This is a genomic window from Variovorax boronicumulans (assembly GCF_029892485.1).
In the GTDB taxonomy this organism is placed as follows: domain Bacteria; phylum Pseudomonadota; class Gammaproteobacteria; order Burkholderiales; family Burkholderiaceae_C; genus Variovorax; species Variovorax boronicumulans_B.
Map to the genome: position 1 here is coordinate 340,720 of NZ_JARXVG010000006.1, position 20,022 is coordinate 360,741.

The 20,022-nt window shown below is 64.1% G+C and carries 18 protein-coding genes; 16 read left to right on the top strand and 2 right to left on the bottom strand.

Translation table 11 applies throughout. The features are described from left to right. Window positions 1-78: 78 nt before the first annotated feature. Window positions 79-609, top strand: coding sequence for a cysteine hydrolase family protein (locus M2282_RS16930; protein ID WP_280809939.1), 531 nt, complete (start codon window positions 79-81; stop codon window positions 607-609). Here M2282_RS16930 and M2282_RS16935 read toward each other — a convergent pair. Beyond that, a complete protein-coding gene (locus M2282_RS16935) occupies window positions 606-1,343 on the bottom strand; it encodes a metallophosphoesterase family protein (protein ID WP_280809940.1) in 738 nt (245 codons plus the stop codon). The two genes, M2282_RS16930 and M2282_RS16935, sit on opposite strands and share 4 nt — an antisense overlap. Window positions 1,344-1,655: 312 nt before the next feature. After that, complete coding sequence (locus M2282_RS16940) at window positions 1,656-3,359, bottom strand: hypothetical protein (RefSeq protein WP_280809941.1); 1,704 nt, start codon at window positions 3,357-3,359, stop codon at window positions 1,656-1,658. A 415-nt stretch (window positions 3,360-3,774) separates the two neighbouring features. Between M2282_RS16940 and M2282_RS16945 the strand changes: the two genes are divergently transcribed. The 15 genes from M2282_RS16945 to M2282_RS17015 all read left to right on the top strand — a co-directional run bounded on the left by M2282_RS16945 (window position 3,775) and on the right by M2282_RS17015 (window position 19,828). Next, window positions 3,775-6,339 carry a type VI secretion system Vgr family protein gene (locus M2282_RS16945; protein WP_280809942.1) on the top strand — a complete coding sequence of 855 codons (2,565 nt, stop codon included), beginning with the start codon at window positions 3,775-3,777 and terminating at the stop codon, window positions 6,337-6,339. Further along, window positions 6,336-7,403: a DUF4123 domain-containing protein gene (locus M2282_RS16950; protein WP_280809943.1), complete on the top strand. Its 1,068-nt coding sequence runs from the start codon at window positions 6,336-6,338 to the stop codon at window positions 7,401-7,403. Before M2282_RS16945 ends, M2282_RS16950 begins: the two co-directional genes overlap by 4 nt. Window positions 7,404-7,410: 7 nt before the next feature. Further along, window positions 7,411-10,275 (top strand): T6SS effector BTH_I2691 family protein, encoded by a 2,865-nt coding sequence (locus M2282_RS16955; RefSeq protein WP_280809944.1) that lies wholly within the window; start codon window positions 7,411-7,413, stop codon window positions 10,273-10,275. A 2-nt stretch (window positions 10,276-10,277) separates the two neighbouring features. Further along, the gene (locus tag M2282_RS16960) at window positions 10,278-11,342 is read left to right on the top strand and encodes an MFS transporter (RefSeq protein WP_280809945.1); all 1,065 of its coding nucleotides are present in this window, start codon (window positions 10,278-10,280) and stop codon (window positions 11,340-11,342) included. Between the two features lie 121 nt (window positions 11,343-11,463). Beyond that, window positions 11,464-12,528: an MFS transporter gene (locus tag M2282_RS16965; RefSeq protein WP_280809946.1), complete on the top strand. Its 1,065-nt coding sequence runs from the start codon at window positions 11,464-11,466 to the stop codon at window positions 12,526-12,528. A gap of 149 nt (window positions 12,529-12,677) precedes the next feature. Next, window positions 12,678-13,484, top strand: a complete 807-nt coding sequence (gene icmH / locus M2282_RS16970; RefSeq protein WP_280809947.1) for a type IVB secretion system protein IcmH/DotU — start codon at window positions 12,678-12,680, stop codon at window positions 13,482-13,484. Window positions 13,485-13,535: 51 nt separating this feature from the next. Continuing rightward, the gene (locus M2282_RS16975; protein WP_280809948.1) at window positions 13,536-13,628 is read left to right on the top strand and encodes a pentapeptide repeat-containing protein; all 93 of its coding nucleotides are present in this window, start codon (window positions 13,536-13,538) and stop codon (window positions 13,626-13,628) included. 66 nt (window positions 13,629-13,694) lie between these two features. Continuing rightward, complete coding sequence (locus M2282_RS16980) at window positions 13,695-13,829, top strand: hypothetical protein (RefSeq protein ID WP_280809949.1); 135 nt, start codon at window positions 13,695-13,697, stop codon at window positions 13,827-13,829. 332 nt (window positions 13,830-14,161) lie between these two features. After that, window positions 14,162-14,833: an amino acid ABC transporter permease gene (locus M2282_RS16985; RefSeq protein ID WP_237675106.1), complete on the top strand. Its 672-nt coding sequence runs from the start codon at window positions 14,162-14,164 to the stop codon at window positions 14,831-14,833. A 24-nt stretch (window positions 14,834-14,857) separates the two neighbouring features. Then, complete coding sequence (locus M2282_RS16990) at window positions 14,858-15,511, top strand: amino acid ABC transporter permease (RefSeq protein WP_280809950.1); 654 nt, start codon at window positions 14,858-14,860, stop codon at window positions 15,509-15,511. 46 nt (window positions 15,512-15,557) lie between these two features. Then, window positions 15,558-16,355 carry a transporter substrate-binding domain-containing protein gene (locus M2282_RS16995; protein ID WP_280809951.1) on the top strand — a complete coding sequence of 266 codons (798 nt, stop codon included), beginning with the start codon at window positions 15,558-15,560 and terminating at the stop codon, window positions 16,353-16,355. A gap of 27 nt (window positions 16,356-16,382) precedes the next feature. Further along, the gene (locus tag M2282_RS17000; RefSeq protein ID WP_280809952.1) at window positions 16,383-17,138 is read left to right on the top strand and encodes an amino acid ABC transporter ATP-binding protein; all 756 of its coding nucleotides are present in this window, start codon (window positions 16,383-16,385) and stop codon (window positions 17,136-17,138) included. After that, entirely contained in the window at window positions 17,138-17,881 is a 744-nt protein-coding gene (locus tag M2282_RS17005) for a sugar phosphate isomerase/epimerase family protein (RefSeq protein ID WP_280809953.1), read from the top strand. Before M2282_RS17000 ends, M2282_RS17005 begins: the two co-directional genes overlap by 1 nt. Before the next feature lie 7 nt (window positions 17,882-17,888). Beyond that, entirely contained in the window at window positions 17,889-18,842 is a 954-nt protein-coding gene (locus M2282_RS17010) for a sugar kinase (protein WP_280809954.1), read from the top strand. A 5-nt stretch (window positions 18,843-18,847) separates the two neighbouring features. After that, on the top strand, window positions 18,848-19,828 hold the full coding sequence (locus M2282_RS17015; RefSeq protein WP_280810045.1) for a 2-hydroxyacid dehydrogenase: 981 nt from the start codon (window positions 18,848-18,850) through the stop codon (window positions 19,826-19,828). Window positions 19,829-20,022 lie beyond the last annotated feature (194 nt).

Consider the following 20,022-nt stretch of genomic DNA (forward strand, 5'->3'; position numbering starts at 1 on the left):
TCGTGTTCTTCGCGCTTGTCTCGACCTTTCTTTCCGGCGCCGTCCTCTGGTCGATGCCGGACCTAGCCTTCCAGCACCATGAAAACTGCCGTTCTCGTCATCGATGTACAGCGCGGTCTTTGCGACGATCCGCCGCGTCCGCACGAAGCCCAGGAAGTGATCCAGCGCATCAACGCGCTCACCGGACGCGCCCGCGCGGCCGGCGTGCCGGTGGCCTTCATCCAGCATGAGAACGCGGTCGACCTGGAGTTCGATTCCGAGCGCTGGCAGCTCGCGGATGCGCTGCAGGTCGATGCCGCAGACACGAAGATCCGCAAGGCCACGCCCGATTCCTTCCTGCGCACACCGCTCGAGGCCTGGCTCATGGGGCAGGGCGTGCGGCGCGTGGTGATCTGCGGCTACTCGTCGGAGTTCTGTGTGGACACCACCGCCCGCCGCGCGGCCGCGCTGGGCTACGAGGTGGTGCTCGCGGCCGATGCGCACACCTCGCACGACAAGCCGCATGCCGCTGGCGCCTTCATCCGAGCGCACCACAACGCGACGCTCGCGGACATCACGAGCTTCGGTGTACGCATCAGTGCCGTCGCGAGCGCGGAGATCGGTCTCTAGGACATGCGGCCGGTGGCAAGCGCACGGGCCCAGTCGGGCCGTCCGTGCTTCAGCGCGAGTGCCGACATGGCCGTGTGGTCGTAGGGCACGGCAATCAGCCTGGAGCTCCAGCCGCCGTCGCGCTGCTCGACGATGGCATAGCGTGCATTCGGTGAACCTGTTTCGACCGCATGCGGATACGGATGGATGTCGTCGTACGCCGGCAGGCCGACGCTGCCCGGATTGACGATCAATTGCCCGCTCGACGCATGCGCCGCGCGCGGCACATGCGTGTGCCCGCAGGCGACGAGCGCGGCATCGACATTGCCGAGCCGCGCATCGATTTCCGCCTGCGTGGCCGCGCGGAAGTCGCTGGGCGTGACCGTCTCCAGAAAGTATTCGAGATCGCTCGCCGGCGTTCCGTGGCAGAGCATCACGTCCGCGCTGAAGCGGTGCGTGTGTGCTAGCGATGCGATCCACGCGAACTCCTTCGCGCCGAGTTGCGCATGGGCGAACGCGTCGGATGCGCCGCGCATGTCTGCGGGCACGGTGAGCAACTGGCGCTCATGATTTCCGGCAAGGTGAATCCAGTCCTGAGCCATCAGGAACTGTGCGGTCTCTTGGGGCATCAGCGGGCCGGAGAGGCTGTCACCCAGATTGACGATGGCATCCGCGCCGCGGCGTTCGATGTCCTCGACCACGGCTTCGAGTGCGGGGAGGTTGCCGTGGATGTCGGAGACGATGGCGAGGCGCATTCAGAGAGGTGTGCGTTGGAGAGAGGGCGATGTTAGTTTGCCGGGCGGAGTTCGGGGCGTGTGCACAGGGCACCGGGTACTCCCCTCCGCGAATGTCCCCCGGCCTGCGGCCTCCTCCTTGATTTCGCTGCGGGGAGCACCCGATGCCCTGTGCACCTGGGCGCGCTGCTGGTTATCGGCCGATTAACCAGCGCTCTGGAAACGTTCACTCCGATGGGGTGCCTTGCGCAGCGAAATCAAGGAGGAGCGAAGCGGGGGACATTCGCGGAGCAAGGTACCCCGTCGGCGTGATCGCCGCCCTGAACAGGCGACTCAGTCCGCCCCCGGCCGCCACACCCGCGCGAGCGCGGCCATCTTCCCCCGAAACCCCAGCCGGTCGTTCGACAGCGCATCGATGAAGTCCGACAGCCGCTGCGATTTCACCATCGTGTAGATCGTGAGCCAGGTTGTGAAGGCGAACACCACGCCGAACCACAGCGCCTTGCGCCACAGCGGCGCATCGGCTTCGGCCAGCAGGTTCATGCCGAGAAAGCCGGTGGTGATGGTGCCGATCAGGCCGAACAGCGTGACCACCGTGAGCCGCACGACGGTGCTGGCCTGCCGGCGCAGGCTATCGGCGTCCAGATACGTGTTCATGTCGGCGATGCGCGACTTGACCTCGTCGTACAGCGGGTCGAGCCCGAGGTGCGCGGCGCACATGTGCGAGAGCGCACGCACTTGGGCCTGCTCGGAAATCTCGTGGAACCAGTAGCGGTGCGTGAAGCGAAGGAACCGCTCGAAGCTCGAGCGGATCGCGCGCTTGAACTGCTTCACGCTCGGCGTGCTGCGGATGTCCAGCTTCTTGAGCGCCTCGACCAGTTGGTCCGAGAACATCAGCAGCGACGCCTTCTGGAAGTGCGCGATCAGGAACAGCAGGAAGTGCTGGTGCCTGAACTGCGCGAGCACGCCGCGGTCGCGGCAGCAGAAGAACTCGGAACGCGCATCGCCCACCACGACCAGTGCGTGGCCGTTGCACAGGTAGCGCGTGTTGGGTGCGGCGCCCGCATCGACCCAGAAGCGGTCGTAGCAGTACTTGTGCTCGAAGTCCGCGAGGTGGTGGTCGGCGTAGGGCAGGTGGGCGTCGGGCGTGCCCGCGCCCGTCACCAGTGCGAGCCGCACGAAGTCGTCGCGCGTGAGGCGTCGCGGATCGTCCATCGAGAGGTACGCCATCACCGGCATGCGGTAGTACTCGATCTGCCGGTAGCGCAGCGTGCCGGGGTCTTCCGAATGGTCGCTCACCAGCGGCTGCATCAGGTAGGCCCAGTGCGACGAGATGCGTGGCGCGCGGTGCTGCGCCACATGCGAGAGAAAGCTCTCGCGCTGCTGCGCATCGGAGCTTGCGAGCACGCGGCCGTCGGCGCCCAGCCACTCGACGCTCGCCATGCAATGCAGCGCGGAGCCGTCGGGCTCCCAGCCCGAAGGGTAGGCGCGGCCGAAGCGGTAGAGGATGTCCTGCGCCTGCGCGAGGCTCAGGTGATTCACCCCGACTTCGAGGTTGAGCAGCACCACGTCGATGTCGAAGAAGAAGTAGAGGTCGCAGTGCACCACGTCGAGCGTGACGGGGGCATCGCCGGGGCGCGCCACCACGCGCACGGCCGCGATGTCGTGACGGCGGAAGATGCGCATCGGCGAATCGCTGTCCTTGCCTGAAGCGGAGTCGTCGCCCTTGCCGCGGGAGCGCCCCTCGCCATAGAGAAAGCGCTGCACGTAGGGCAGGAAGCTCACGAACTCGTTGTAGTGCCGCTCGTGGAAGCGGCTGCTGTCGCCGGTGTATTCATCGACCTCTTCGCGCCACGGAGACGCATCGCCCATGTCGCGCAGCACCTGCCAGGGGCCGTGGTGCGTGTGCCTGGCATCGGGGGAGGGCATCAGCCGCAGGGGCCAGAGCAGCGCCTGCCTGAAATGCTGCACGACGGGGGCGCCGGAAACCGGTGCATTCGCCTCTGTGGGCATGGTGGCTGCGGGTGGGGTCAGCATCGCGCTAGTGTAGGCACAAGGTAGGTCAAACCACCTGACTGCGCGGACGCCCACCAGCCGGATCGGAACCGCTCGTTTCGCAGCAGGCTCGGCTTGGTTGCGGGAGGCGCAATTTACGGCCTGTACAAATGGCCGAGTGGCTGGCTGCGCGCAGGGCAGCGATCCAGGGTGCCGTGCCGACAGCGCAGGAATTGCCGCACTGTGACCATTCATCTTTCCTTGTTATCAGTCGATTTCATTGCCTGACAATTCGCGAATTCCGTCGAATGAGCGGATTTTCTGCCTCTCGTGTAATTCATCACGACCGCATTTGATGCGTCAATTCGGATGAGAACTTTGTGCGGACTGCACAGATAGAGCGCCTCCCATAATCAAGCGGATGACCCCGGAAAGGGGCGTCATCAGGGAGTTCTCTATGTCCATCTTCGATGGTGCGCTGTCGCGCACCCTTGCCGTCCATTCGCCCGCAATTCCGTTGGTGCTTGGACGCCCCGCCCTTGAACCTGTGCGCCTGTCGGGCCGCGAGGGTTTGAATTCGCTGTTCGACTACGAACTGCTGCTCAAGACGCCCGATGCCTTGAACCTTGGTGCAAGCGGGGCCGCCGACTTCGACCTCGACAGCTTCATTGGCCGGGAGATCACCTGCAGCATCCAGCTTGACGGATCGGGTCGGTTCTTGCCCGGCGCCGTCGGTGCTTCGGTCGATGGCATCGGTGCGGGCGTCCGCCAGATCAACGCCCTGATCACCGATGCCGCCATGTGGGGCGAGGAAGGCCGCCACATTCAGTACAGGCTCGCGCTGCGCCCCTGGCTGCACCTTGCCACGCTGACCACCGACTGCAAGATCTTCCAGAACAAGACCGTCGTCGAGATCCTCGATGAACTGCTGGCCGACTACGACTTCGCTGTCGACAAACGCCTGATCGAGACCTACCCCCAGCGCGACTACCAGACGCAGCTCAACGAGAGCGACTTCGATTTCTTCAGCCGCCTGTGCCAGGAGTGGGGCATCAGCTACTTCTTCGAGCACGGCGAAGACAAGCATCGCCTCGTGCTCATCGACAACATGGGTGCGTACAGGAAGAACGCGAGCGCGGCCTATCAGGAGGTGGAGTACCACGCGCCCGGCTGGAAGGCGGATGCCGAATACGTGCACAGCTTCGTGCCGCACAACCAACTCACCAGCGGCAGGTACGCGACCCGCGATTACGACTACACGCGCCCACGGGCCGACCTGAGCGCAGGCCGCAACGATCCGCGCCCCACCGGCCAGGCCGATGGCGAGGTCTACCAGTGGCATGCCGGTCAAGCCGGCAGCCACTATGCCCAGCCGCGCGCGGGCAGGGCCGAGGCCAACGACCCTCAGGGAGAAGGCCGGCAACTCGCGCTGTTGCGCATGCAGGCGCTGCGCACCCATGGTGCCCGTGCGAGGGCCAGCGGCAACCTGCGGGGAATGGTCCCCGGCAGCAGCTTCGCACTCAGGAAGCACCCGCGCCAGAAGGCCAACGCCGAGTACCTGATTCTGGACACGCGGCTGCTGATCGAGGATGTGGCGCTGGACAGCCAGGTCCAGGGCGCTGCACCGGACCGAGGGCAGCGCTGGAAGGTCGAGGTGGACTTCACCGCGCACCCGATGGCGGAGCCATTGCGGCCAGCGCTCCTGCAGGCCAAGCCCTTCACGCACGGGCCGCAGTCCGCGCTGGTGGTTGGACCCGAAGGCCAGAACCTCTGGACCGACGAACTGGGCCGCATCAAGGTGCAGTTTCCGTGGGACCGCCTCAGGCAGAAGAACCAGCACAGCACCTGCTGGATCCGGGTGTCGAGCCCGTGGGCGGGCAACCAACTGGGCGGTGTGCACATCCCGCGCATCGGCCAGGAGGTGATTGTCGATTTCATCGGCGGAGATCCGGACCTCCCGGTGTGCACGGGCCGGCTGTACAACCAGACGAACCTGCCGCCCTGGGAGCTGCCAGGCCAGTCGGCCCTGAGCGGTTTCAGGAGCCGGGAGCTGACCCCGGAGGGCGGCAACAGCGCGGCAGGGCGCAGCAACCATCTGGTGCTGGATGACACGCCGGCAAAGATTCAGGTCCAGCTCAAGAGCGACCATCAACACAGCCAGTTGAGCCTCGGGCACATCACGCGCATCGAGGACAACGCCGGGCGCAAGGACCCGCGCGGCGAAGGTTTCGAGTTGCGCACCGATGGGCATGGTGTAGTGCGCGCTGCCGACGGCATGCTCATCACCACCGAGGCCCGGATGGACGCTCTGGGGCACGCGAAAGACCTCGGCGACGCGATTCAACGCCTGACGCTCGCGCGCGACCTGGTCGAAGGCCAGTCCGATGCTGCGCGAACCAGCCAGGCCCAGATCAAGGGCGATCAGGATGCGGTCGCCAAAGCCCTCAAGCAACTCAACGACGCCATCAAGGGCACCGGCGGCAACCCCGAGACCGGGCACTTCCCTGAATTGGCGGACCCGCACATGGTCCTGGCCACACCCAGCGGCATGGCCTTGACCTCTGGCGGCTCAACCCACATCGCCAGCACCGAGCACACGCAAATCACCAGCTCCAGGCACACCAGCATCAACAGCGGCCAAAGCCTGATCGCGGTCGCCCTGGAGGCCTTCAAGGTCTACGCCATGCAAAACGGCATGGAAGTGATCGCCGCCCAGGCCGACATCGAAATCAAGGCCCTGAAGAACTCGATTCACATGATGGCCAAGGACACCATCAATCTGACGGCCGACCACATCAACATCGTTGCCAAGACAAAGTTGACCCTCAACGGCGGTACGAGCTACGAGGAATTCAGCGCGGGCCAGATCACCAAGGGCACGACCGGCAAGTACACCAACTACGCGCAGGTTCATAGCCTTGGGCCGGGCAACTCCAAGCCGACCAAGCCGCTGAATGGGGAGGCTTGCGGCACCAAGGAGAAGGAAGCCGACAACGGCAGTGGTTCGGTGTCCCGCTCATGAAGCGCAACACCGATTCGCCATGCCTGCAACTGATCGATGCCTTCATCGAGGACTGGCGTGGCCTGACAGTGTCTGTGCCCAAGGCCTATGGGGGAGGCAGGGACGCACCCAAAAAACAACTCGTCCCGCAACGGGCCTACCTGCTGTTCAATCGGTGGGATGACAACCCCTTGGCTCAGGCGCTGGAGGGGCAATTCCCCAAATGGGTGCGCGATCGCGTCATCGTGCCCGACCGGCAGTTTGAGCATCGAAGCGAGCATGCCCCGTTCCTGCTGGAACTGCCCGAGGAACTGATTCTTCCCAGCCCTGACTTTCAGAGCCGGCCCGTGCGGGATTGGCTGGTGCAGTGTCTTGAATATGCCGCACAGCAGAGGTATCAAAGCACCGACAAGCAAGACTTTTGCGGCATCGTTGTCAGCTCCGAAAAACCACAGGCCATCGCTCGGCACTGGGTGGGTTTGGGCGACCAGCGGCCGCCCTTCAAAGACGAAAGCGTGTTGTTTCGTTATCACGATCCGCGTGTCATGCAGCGGGTCTGGCCCGCACTGAGCGCGCACCAGCAGAGCAGGTGGTTAGGCCCCGTCACGCATTGGTGGTCGTTGGTGCAGCCTTGGGGGCCGTTCGGCGGTGCACCGGAGACCCCGCAGTGGCTTCATGCCAAAGTGCCGATGCTGCCGCACGATGTGCAGGCGGGTGGATCGCCGCGCGATCTGTTCGACGAAGCCCAGTGGTTCCTTGCGGGCATCTCGCCGCAGGCCAATCTGATCTGGCGCAGCTATGCCAAGCACCACGTCGCACCCCAGGCACAGCCCGATGTGACCAGCCTGCTTCGGATGCTGGAAGACGCCAGCCATCTGGATCTAGCGGGCCTCGACCTGGAAGACTATGTGTGGATCACCTGGCAGCACACGCCCAAGGAAGGCGCTCCCCACGCGCTGGACTGGAGCGTGCCGCACCTGGCGCCGGTTCTGAGTCGAATCCAGGAACAACTGCGCACGCAGCCCGGCGCCCGCTTTTCGAGCCTTTGGGTTGAAGCCGTCAAAGCCACCCATATCAAGAATTGAATCCACCATGGCACACACCACCGCGTGCGATAAATGCAGCAAAAGCGGGTTTCCGATCCTGTTTGCCCGCTACGCCGCCGCCTACAGCGCAACGACAAGAGGCAAGGCACTGCTGGATGCGCTCAAGCCCACCAAAGGCAAGCTGAAGGCCCAGCCCGGCGGCATCGCGCTGCACACTGCCAAATACGGCGTGCGCATGCTGCGCTCCGGCTACCTGTACCTGCGGCTCGAATCCAGACACAACAAACCCGAGTGGCTTGGCTACGCCGTGCACCCACATGGGTACTACACCGAATTCAATGTGGAAAGCCCCCACAGCGCCAGGACAGAGGCCGCCTGCGAACCCAACAAATGGGGTGCCAATCGCAGTCTCGTGTGGATTCAAGATGCCAAAAACATCACCAAGCTCTGGTACATGTTTCACCCCGATCCGATCGACTTTGCACACCTGAATTCGGAGATTGCCGGCAACCTCAAGACGTACATGCAAAGTATCGACGTTGCGGGCTGGGTCGACGGAACAACCGCCCAAGACCACGCCATGTTGCCCGGTGACCTCGATAGCCAGGTCGCCGACTTCGCGGCCCTGAGCAATATCGAACTCAAGGAGGCCATGGAACTGCAGTATTACGGCCTGATGGGAACCAATCGGGAGGAGCGGCAATGGGGCAATTGGGAAGAGCACACCACCCGGATCGAACCCATACCCTTTGACGACTTCGGACGCACCCAGGAGGTTGTCACGATCATCAAACATCCTCAGCCGGACTATGCCAATGTGCACGGCACGCGCCTGCACAAGATCGCCGACTACCTCAAGAAGCACAAGGGCGCCGTCGTGGCCTGCGAAGACGCCATCGGCATTGCACAGAGCCTGGCGATGGCTCACCCGCTGGCCGTCGCGCCTTACGAACTGTGGAGCAAAACCGCGCCCAGCGACCCCGACATCATCAAGGCGGTGGCCAACTTCTCGAACATGACCAACGGCTGGCTGGCCATGGCTGCCGGAAGCGTCGACCAACTGCTGGGTGCCATGAAAACCGGGCTGCTGGCCACGCAGGGCGAGTCGCTCAAGCAACTGCAGGATATGCGCGACAAAGTCGCCACCAGCAATCGGATCGGCGGCTACCCAACCACCGGCCCCGATGGCAACACGCGCTACGTCACACCCGCCGAAGAACGGGCGCGGATGCTGCGCGAACTGGACGAAAAGATCGCCCGCATGCAAAGCGACCAGACCCGCGAAGCCAACTACGATCCAAAGGACACGTTGGGCAAAGCCCGCGTCTTGGTCGATCAGAAACTCGTGGACACCTTCCAGGGCTTGCATAAGCTCGAACTGGATGCACTCAACAAGCGGTTGAACGAACTCAGCGCCGACTCCGTGGCGTGGCTGCAAGCGGGCAAACTGCTCGACGCCCTGGGGCGTTACAACGGCCACCCCGCCAACAAGGGAGGCAACGGCGAGCGTTTTGCGCTGCAGCTTTCTGTAGCGCTGCACAACCTGGACAGCTCCGAGACCGGCAAGGAGTTCCTCAGCGGCAAGAACCCCTTCACCTACGCCCGAGACAACCTGGTGGCGCGCATGATGGCCTGCAACGACGCCGGCATCGGCCAGCGGTTGAAGGGCGCGTGCGATCGATTGCAAGCCTCGCTGGACAATGCTGATAGGGCTTCGCGCGATCCTGGCGAGGCGCGTCTGCGTCAGATCGAGGCGCTCATCCAGGAACTCGATGGTTGGAAAGATGTCATCACCTCGGCCAACAAGCTTCACGAGCTGCACGGCAAGCGCCCCAAAACCCTGGTGGAGCGAGTAACGGCGGCCAGCGACGTCAAGGACGCCATCAAGGCTGCTGCCGGTGCGGGTTGGAGCAGCGTTGTGTTCGCGGCTGTCACCCTTTTTGCACTCAAGAAAAAGCCCGGCAACCGCGAAGGCCTGTTGCTCACAGGTCAGGCCCTGACCATGGTCCACGGTCTGGCGGACAAGACCATCGAGCTACTCAAGAAAGACGCTGCCGAGCGGGCCGAAGTCGTAAAAAAGCTCGCCGCACAGCACGGCAAGTCGTACGCCGTTGGCCTGGAGCGCAAAAGCTATTGGCTGGCCGAAGAGCGCAGGCTGCACAGAAATCTGGAGAACAAAGTCGCCATTGCTTCCAGGGAACTGGGTATGGTTGGCAAGCTGCGCGTGGCGGGGCTGCTGATGGTGGCCGACGGGCTGAGCACGCTGGTGGGCTCGGGCGGCAAGACCGCGGTCAACCGCGACTTCAGAACCACCTTTGAGTCCAGCGGCAGGCTGCTGACCCTCGTGGGCGGATTCAAGGACATCCGCTCGACCTTGTGCGAAGAAGCGGTCTACAGGACGGTCGTCTCCGAGGACGGGAAGATCGCGGCGTTTGCTGTAGGCACCAAACTGGACGACGTGACGGCAGCGAAGTTGCTGGAGTTTCGGCGCGCAGCCGGGCGCTACACGATCGCAGGGGCGAGTGTCGCGGTTGCGTTGGATGTGTTTGATGCGACACGGGCTGCGTACGCAGGGAATGGGTGGCTGATGGGGGCGTACATCGTTCGGGTGATTGGTGGTTTCTCTTCGATTGCAGGAGTTGGAGTTTCGATGGTCACGCTGACACGCGTCACGCTGGTGTTCCGCCTGAACATCATCGGCTTGACCTTGACCGCTGTATCCACCGTTGCCATTGAACTGCTCAAGGACAAGGAATGGCAGACCTGGTTTCAGTCGCAGCCCTTCCGCGCCAGCAAGTTCAGCAACGACGGCACGTGGTTCAACAAGCTGATGCAACCCACGCCGCATCGCAGCGAGGCTTACATGATGAGCAAGCTCGATGCGGCCATTGGTGAAGTCAAGGGAGACTGAGCATGTTCGAAGGTGCAAACCTACTCGCTGGCGACAAGCGCAAGTATGGCCAACAGGCCGCGATGGAGATCGCGGGCGACATTCACGAGTACACCGAGCTTTACAGCCCCGAGGAATCCATCGGCGTGCCGTATCTGAATGGGCGGCAGGTGTTTGACTTCAATGAACACTTCATTGAGCTGGGGACCGCGACCGAGGGGAGGTCGTTCTTTTTTATGCTGCTAGGGCTATCGGCCTTTGTGTCGATCGCTACTTTTGGAGGTTGGCTCTACAGCGTCTTTTCAACATATGGCCCCAGCGATCCACCTCGATGGGCGTTTATCGCATTTATGACGTTGCCTATGGCGGGCGCTGCTTGTATCTCCAGTTTGCTCTGGCGCATCCTTCTGCGCAGCGTCTTCCTCACCGCCCTGACAGCCCGCTACCGCTTCAACCGCACCACAGGCAAGGTCTACGTGCTGCGGCCCAAGAGGTTTGGCGGCAACGCGGTGCTCGACTGGCATCGCGTCAAGGCCCATCCCAGGTGGTGCACGCCCCTGGAAGTCAAACCCGGCTGGCAGTACAACGAAAGAGAACGCGACAAACGCAAGCGTGCCGGCGGGGGCTTTTCCATGCGCCGTGGCCTGGTGTTGTACTGGCCCCCGTTGGATGCCAACGACCCCGAGCGCAAGGGTGAAGACATTCTCTGGGTCGGCTGCTGGCTCTCCGGCACTCCGCTGTGGGAATACATCCGCGCCTTCATGCAGGAAGGCATGCAGGCCGTGCCCGCACCCGAGCCGCACGAATACCGCCGCAAGCGCCGCAGCAGCATGTGGCAGTACCTGTGGGAAGAGGGCTTCGATGCAACCATCCGCGAAGCGCGATTGATGGGCCACGAGAAGCCTGAAAGCGCGGTCGGCGTGGGCGACTGGCTGCGCGAAGGACCATTTGTGATGTTCAACAGCTGGGCGCAGTGGCTGTGCTGGTGGCCGACATTCCCGAAGGAGTGGAACAGCGACTGTGGGCAGAAGCGGCGCGAGCACGGCATTGGGGCGGAAGAGCCGTTGCGATGGAAGGCCAAGGCGTGAGGGTTGGTTCGAGAGCCAGGTCGGTCTGCAAGACCTTTGGAGCGCCACACCGCACCAGCAGCAAGGCCTACATGATGAGCAAGCTCGATGCGGCCATTGGTGAAGTCAAGGGAGACTGAGCATGTTCGAAGGTGCAAACCTACTCGCTGGCGACAAGCGCAAGTATGGCCAACAGGCCGCGATGGAGATCGCGGGCGACATTCACGAGTACACCGAGCTTTACAGCCCCGAGGAATCCATCGGCGTGCCGTATCTGAATGGGCGGCAGGTGTTTGACTTCAATGAACACTTCATTGAGTTGGGGACCGCGACCGCGGGGAGGTCGTTCTTTTTTATGGTGTTTGCGGTGTTGGCACTTGTGGCTGCAGCGCCAGCGGTGCTACTACTTTTGGGAACTGTATGGTGGACTGATGGTGGTGATATGTCTCGCACTTCGTTCGTCCTCATGGGATTGGGGCTTGCAGCTTTTGCATGGACATGTGTTGCCATCTTTTGGCGAATCTTGCTGCGCGCGGCATTCCTCACCGCCCTGACAGCCCGCTACCGCTTCAACCGCACCACAGGCAAGGTCTACGTGCTGAGGCCGAAAAAGTTCGGCGGCAACGCGGTGCTCGACTGGCATCGCGTCAAGGCCCATCCCAAGTGGTGCGCCCCCCTCGAAGTCAAACCCGGCTGGCAGTACAACGAAACAGAACGCGACAAACGCAAGCGTGCCGGCGGGGGCTTCTCCATGCGCCGTGGCCTGGTGCTGTACTGGCCTCCGCTGGATGCCAACGACCCCGAGCGCAAAGGCGAAGACATCCTCTGGGTCGGCTGCTGGCTCTCCGGCACTCCGCTGTGGGAATACATCCGCGCCTTCATGCAGGAAGGCATGCAGGCCGTGCCCGCACCCGAGCCGCACGAATACCGCCGCAAGCGCCGCAGCAGCATGTGGCAGTACCTGTGGGAAGAGGGCTTCGATGCAACCATCCGCGAAGCGCGATTGATGGGCCACGAGAAGCCTGAAAGCGCGGTCGGCGTGGGCGACTGGCTGCGCGAAGGACCATTTGTGATGTTCAACAGCTGGGCGCAGTGGCTGTGCTGGTGGCCGACATTCCCGAAGGAGTGGAACAGCGACTGTGGGCAGAAGCGGCGCGAGCACGGCATTGGGGCGGAAGAGCCGTTGCGATGGAAGGCCAAGGCGTGAGGGTTGATGTGAGAGCCAGATCGGTCTGCAAGACCCGTGGATGGGCGCCGGCGCCCATCGAATTTGTAGCGAGCCAGCGGCTCAATGCCATTCAACGGCCGCGAAAAAGCGCCGCCAACTCGGACGAGTCTCTTTAACTGAATCTCACCATGCCTCTTCTGAAAGAAGTCGACATTGCCGTTCGCAATGAGCTTGAGCAAGTAGCCAGTCGACTGATTGCGAAAGCCAACCCACCCCCGCCCCCAAAGCCCGTCCTGCAAACCCAGCAGGTGCTGGCCCGCCAGTCTCCCCAGCCCGACCGTCTCGTAGCTGTACGCGCCGCCGCGTCCCGGCTGTTTGAAGCCGCAGGCTCACTGCTCGATGCACTGCCCGTCTTGGTCCGAAGGAATGGTCAACTGGACGCGACGCGGGCCGACAAGCTGCATCGCCAACTCGTGAGCGAAATCATCTCGTTTCAGTCCATCTGCCAAGACGCTGGGCTGCGCTACGAGCACATCGTGATTGCCAGCTACGCTTTGTGCACTGCGCTGGACGAGTTCGCCAGCGACGCACTGCGCGACCCTATCGACAAGACCAGCCCACCATCGAAGGCCGAGCCCGTCGCCAGCGGCTGGATGGCGCACTCGCTGGCCGTTCGCTTCCACGGCGATGCCAAGGGCGGCGAGAACATCTTTCTGCTCATCGGGCGGGCGATCATCGAGCCAGACAAGCACATCGATCTGCTCGAGTTGTTCTTCGTCATCCTCAGACTGGGCTTCGAAGGCGTCTACCGTCACGCCAGCAATGGTCGACGCGAGATGGACCGCATACAGCATCGCATCCACGATCTGGTGAACACCCACCGCAGGGATGGCCCTGTCAACCTGCTCGCCCATTGGCAGCAGATCGAACGCTCCCTCGACACATCGAGCCATGCGGCGCCTGCGGCGCGGCCCCAAGGAATCACATCTGCGTGAGCGCTCAGGACTCGGCCGGAACGCGGGAAGCATGCGCGAAGGAGGTACACCATGAGCGACTGCAACATGAGCGGTGCGGGCATGTCCGGCTGCACCTTCACCGGAGCCACCTTGGCGGGTGCGGTGTACTCCGGCACACAATAGACCGGCTGCAAGTTTCAGCGCTGCACCTGGAAGAACCTGGGTTTTGCCAATTGCCAGTGGGACCAGGTGGACATCCTCGACTGCCACTGCGATGGCATCAAGGGCGAAGGCATCACCGGCGAGAAAGTCCTTTACTACGGCAGCGTCTTCGAGAACTCCGAGTTCACAAACAGTTCGATCAATGGCAGTACTGGTGACTGAGCGCGGCCACCGCCTTGGCAAGGGCTACCGCTTGGGAGGCCAGCGAACCGGGTCTTGCAGTCAGCCGCAACGCTTCAAAGCAGAAAGAGATCGGCCGGCGGTACCCGTGGCTGGCGCATTGAGTTCCGTCGCCGGTCGACGCAGCGTCTGCGCAGGAGCCTCAGGCGGCAGGAGCCCTTCACGTTGCCCCGCCGATGTCCAGCTCGATCAGCAAACAAGCTCTTGGCAGCTCGCTCATAGGGGAATCCCTAGTCATTCCTGAAACCGGTTTCATATAAGCTGCAAGCCTTCTTTCGGAGGCCTGCGCACGGCCCTGTCGTGCACGCCGCACCATGAACTACCAGTTTCAATTCGACGCCGTTTTCGCGGCCTGGCCGCTGCTGCTCAAGGGCACCTGGATCACGATCCAGCTCTCGCTCATCGCGACGGTGCTGGGCCTTGTGGTCGCGATCTTCTGCGCCTGGGGCAAGACCTCGGGGCCGGGGTGGCTGCGCTTCATCATCAATGCCTACATCGAGGTGATCCGCAACACGCCCTTCCTCGTGCAGCTGTTCTTTTTCTTCTTCGCGCTGCCGGCCATCGGGCTGCGCTGGTCGCCGCAGACGGCCGCGCTGGTGGCGATGGTGGTGAACCTGGGCGCGTATGCGACCGAGATCATCCGCGCGGGCATCGAGTCGATTCCCAAGGGGCAGATCGAGGCGGGGAGGGCGCTCAACCTCAAGCCCTGGGAGATCTTCCGCTTCGTGATCATCAAGCCCGCGCTCAAGGCCATCTACCCGGCACTCACGAGCCAGTTCATCTTGCTGATGCTGAGCTCGGCGGTGGTGTCGGTCATCTCGGCCGACGACCTGACCTCAGTGGCCGCCAACCTGCAGTCGCAGACCTTCCGCAGCTTCGAGATCTACATCGTGGTGGCCGCCATCTACCTGGCGCTGGCACTGGCCTTCTCGGCGATGTTCAAGCTGATCTACAAGCGCACGCTCAACTATCCGGACCGCCGGTAACGGGCCCGCACGGAAGACAACATCATGCGTACCTTCGGCTTTCCCGAATTCCTTTTCATCCTCGAAGCGGCCCAGTGGACGCTCGCTCTGTCGGTGATCGCCTTCATCGGCGGCGCGATCCTCGGCTTGATCGTCGCGCTCACGCGCACCTCCGAATCGAGCTGGGCGCGCGGCGTGTCGAGGACGTTCATCCAGATCTTCCAGGGCACGCCGCTGCTGCTGCAGCTCTTTCTGATCTTCTTCGGCGCGCCGGTGCTGGGCTTGGACATCAACCCGTGGATCGCCGCGGGCGCGGCGCTCATCCTCAACAGCGCGGCCTTTCTCGGCGAGATCTGGCGCGGCTGCATCGAGGCCGTGCCGCGCGGCCAGTGGGAAGCGGCCGAGGCGCTGAGCCTCAAGTACACCGCACGCATGCGCGACGTGGTGCTGCCGCAGGCCTTCAAGATCGCGCTGGCGCCCACGGTGGGCTACCTGGTGCAGATCATCAAGGGCACCTCGCTGGCGGCCATCATCGGCTTCACCGAGATCACCCGCGCGGGGCAGATCATCAACAACGCCACCTTCCAGCCGCTGATCGTGTTCTCGGTGGTGGCGGCCATTTACTTCGTGATCTGCTGGCCGCTGTCGCTGCTGGCCGCGCGCATGGAGCGCAAGCGCGCAATGGCGCTTGCACGCTGACCCATTTTTTTCTCGTCGCTTCCTTCTTTATTCAGGAGACACATCAATGACCGTTACCACCACCCGCCGCGCTGCCATCGCAGCCCTCGGCCTCGGCGCCGCACTCACCGTGTTCGCGCCTTTCGCCTCGGCACAGTCCGTGGCCGACATCAAGAAGAAGGGCGAGATCACCATCGGCATGCTGGTGGACTTTCCGCCCTACGGCACCACCGACGCCAAGAACCAGCCCGACGGCTACGACGCCGACGTGGCCAAGCTGCTGGCCAAGGACTGGGGCGTCAAGGCCAACATCGTGCCGGTGACCGGCCCTAACCGCATTCCCTTCCTGCTGACCAACAAGGTCGATGTGCTGGTCGCCTCGCTGGCCATCACGCCCGAGCGCGCGAAGCAGGTGCAGTTCTCGCAGCCCTACGCGGCCGCGACCATCGTGCTGTACGGCGCGACCAAGACGCCCATCAAGGCCGCCACCGACCTGAAGGGCCTGCGCGTGGGCGTGGCCCGTGCGTCCACGCAAGACGTGGCCGTGACCAAGGCCGCACCCGAAGGCACCGAGATCCGCCGCTTCGACGACGACGCCTCGGCCATGCAGGCGCTGATCTCGGGCCAGGTCGATGCCATTGGCTGCTCGGTCACCGTGGCGGCGCAGATCGCCAAGCGCGTGCCCGCCGGCACCTACGAAAACAAGTTCACGCTGGTGCAGCAGTCGATGGGCATCGCGATGCGTCCGGGCCAGGAAGAGCTGACCAAGGCGGTGAACGACTTCGTTGCGAAGAACACCGCCAACGGCGAGCTGAACAAGCTCTATCAAAAGTGGCTGCAGGCCGACCTGCCCAAGATGCAATGAGCCAAAGCGCTTGAAGGAAACCCTGGCATGACGACGGAATCGATCATCCGCATGGAAGCGGTCAACAAGTGGTACGGTGAATTCCAGGTGTTGACCGGCATCGACCTGTCGGTGCGCCAGGGCGAGCGCATCGTGATCTGCGGGCCTTCGGGCTCGGGCAAGTCGACGCTCATCCGCTGCATCAACCGGCTGGAGACGGTGCAGAAGGGCCGCATCGTGGTCGATGGCATCGACCTCACCGCCGGCGGCAAGAACGTGGACGCGGTGCGTGCCGAAGTCGGCATGGTGTTCCAGCAGTTCAACCTGTTCCCGCACCTCACCATCCTGGAGAACTGCACGCTCGCGCCGATGCGCTCGCGCGGCATGACGAAAGCGCAGGCCGAGGAGGTGGCGATGAAGTACCTCACCCGCGTGCGCATTCCCGAGCAGGCGAAGAAGTATCCGAGCCAGCTCTCGGGCGGCCAGCAGCAGCGCGTGGCGATTGCTCGCGCGCTGTGCATGACGCCCAAGATCATGCTGTTCGACGAGCCCACCTCGGCGCTCGACCCCGAGATGGTCAAGGAAGTGCTCGACACGATGATCGGCCTGGCCGAAGACGGCATGACCATGCTGTGCGTGACGCACGAGATGGGCTTTGCCCGCAGCGTGGCCGACCGCGTGATCTTCATGGCCGAAGGCAAGATCGTCGAGCAGGCACCGCCCGAAGAATTCTTCGGCAACCCGAAGGACGAGCGCACGCGCCAGTTCCTCGGGCAGATCCTCAGCTCCCACCAAGCCCACTGATGTCCTTCGAGGTCCTGATTTCTCTGTCGTCCTTCGGCGCGGCCGAGGTGGGGCGGCACGGCCAGCTCTGGTGTTCGCAACTTGCGCGCACTGCGGGTGCCGATTCGGTGGAAGTGCGCGGCGAGATGCTGCGCGATGCGGATGCCGAACTGCCAGCGCTCAACGGTCTTGCGTCCGTGTACTCCAGCCCCGAAGGTCTGTGGGCCGAGGGTGGATGGCTCGACAGTGCGGCGCTCAAGCGCGGCATTGCCGCGGCAACCCGCGTCGGCGCGAAGCGGCTGAAGATGTCCATCGGCGATTTCCAGGCTTCCTCGCACGGCTCGCTCTGGGGCTTGAAAGTGGAGCTGTCGCAAACCCGCGTCGAACTGCTCATCGAGAACGACCAGACGCTGCGCGCCGGCACGCTGCCCGCATTGCAGTCCTTCTTCGACGTGGCCGACCGCGCCGGCGTATCGCTCGGCATGACCTTCGACATGGGCAACTGGCACTGGCTGGGCGAGTGCCCGCTGCAGGCCGCACAGGCGCTCGGCCATCGCGTGCGCTACGTGCATTGCAAGGGCGCGCAGCGCCTGCCGCACAAGTGGGTGGCGGTGCCGCTCGGCGATTCGGTCGCGCCATGGCGCGCGGTGTTGCGCGCCTTGCCGGCCGACGTGCCCCATGCCATCGAATACCCTCTGGTCGGCGACGACCTGCTGGCCGTCACCCGCACGCAAATCGAATTCATCCGCGCCGCACGGGCGTAGACCACACATGCCAGAACCCACCGCTTTCGACGTCGCCCTGTTCGGCGAGGCCATGATGCTGCTCGTGGCGGACCGCCCCGGCCCGCTGGAGAACGCAGAGGCGTTCCACAAGCGCACCGCGGGCGCCGAGACCAACGTGGCCATCGGCCTCTCGCGCCTGGGCCTGAAGGTGGGCTGGGCCAGCCGACTGGGCACCGACTCGATGGCGCGTGCGCTGCTCGCGACGATGAAGGGCGAGGGCATCGATTGTTCGCACGTCATCTGCGATCCGAAGCAGCGCACCGGCTTCCAGTTCAAGGGCCGCGTCACCGACGGCAGCGACCCGCCGGTCGAATACCACCGCAAGGGCTCGGCCGCGAGCCAGATGGGCCCGGCCGATGTCGATGAGGCGTGGCTGCGCTCGGCGCGCCACCTGCACGCCACCGGTGTGTTCGCCGCCATTTCCGAGACCAGCCTGCAGGCCGCGCTCAAGACCATGGACGTGATGCGCGCGGCTGGCCGAACGATCTCGTTCGACACCAACCTGCGCCCGACGCTGTGGTCTTCAACCGAAACGATGCGCCACTGGATCAACGAACTCGCCTCGCGCGCCGACTGGGTGCTGCCCGGCATCGAAGAAGGCCTGCTGCTCACCGGCCACAGTGAGCCCGATGCCGTCGCGCGCTTCTACCGCGAGCGCGGCGCGAAGCTGGTGGTCGTCAAGCTCGGTGCCGAGGGCGCCTATTACGACAGCGACGTGGCCGGCACCGGCCGCGTCGACGGCTTTCCGGTCAAGGAAGTGATCGACACCGTGGGCGCGGGCGACGGCTTCGCGGCCGGCGTGGTGAGCGCACTGCTCGAAGGCAAGAGCGTGCCCGAGGCGGTGCGCCGCGGTGCGTGGATCGGCGCTCGTGCGGTGCAGGTGCTGGGCGATACCGAAGGGCTGCCGACGCGCGCCGAACTTGAAGAAGCGGGGCTTTGAAGACCATGACGAAGAAGAACGTGCTTGTTTTCCGGCCCTTGCCTGAAGACCAACTGGCGCGACTGCAGGCCGCGCACCACGTGACCGTGGCCGATCCGCGCACGGAGCCCGAGGCCTTTGCCGCCGCGCTCGCCACCGCGAACGGCCTGATCGGATCCAGCCACACGGTCGATGCCGCGCTGCTCGATGCGGCGCCGCAGCTCGAGGTGATTTCGAGCGTGTCGGTCGGCGTCGACAACTATCCGCTCGCCGAACTGCACAAGCGCGGCATCGTGCTGTGCCACACGCCCGACGTGCTCACCGAGACCGTGGCCGACACGGTGTTCGCGATCCTCATGGCCACGCAGCGCCGCGTCGTCGAGCTCTCGAACCTGGTGCGGGAAGGCCGTTGGGACAAGAACATCGGCGAGGAACTCTTCGGCACCGACGTGCATGGCAAGACGCTGGGCATCCTGGGCTTTGGCCGCATCGGGCAGGCCGTGGCGCGGCGCGCCGCGCTGGGCTTCGGCATGCCGGTGCTGTATCACTCGCGCCGCGCGGTGGACCTGGCCGCGCAGGCGCCCGAGCTGCAAGGCCGCGTCACGCACACACCGCTGGACGACCTGCTGGCGCGCGCCGACATCGTGCTCGCGATGCTGCCGCTGACCGATGCCACGCGCGGGATGATCGATGCTGAATTCTTTGCGCGCATGAAGCCGGGCGCTTCTTTCATCAACGGCGGCCGCGGCGCCACCGTGAACGAAGGCGCGCTGCTGCACGCGCTGGATCACGGCACCCTGCGCGCTGCCGGCCTCGACGTGTTCGCGAAGGAACCGCTGCCCGCCGATTCGCCGCTGCGCACGCACCCGCGCGTGACACCGCTGCCGCACATCGGCTCGGCCACGCACGAGACGCGGCATGCGATGGCGGAACTGGCGACGACCAATCTGCTGCAGGTGCTGGCCGGCGAGAAGCCGATCGCGCCTTACGACACCACCGCCGCATGACTGCGATCCCGCTTTTCTCCCTCCCCCGTTGGAGGAGGGTAGGGGTGGGGGCAGGCGGCGCATCCATCGAGCGCTCTGCCTGCCCCCATCCCAACCTTCCCCCAGCGGGGGAAGGAGCAATGCGAACACCTCGCCTGTGGATGTCCCCGAGGACTTTCTCCCTCCCCCTCTGGGGGAGGGCAGGGGTGGGGGCA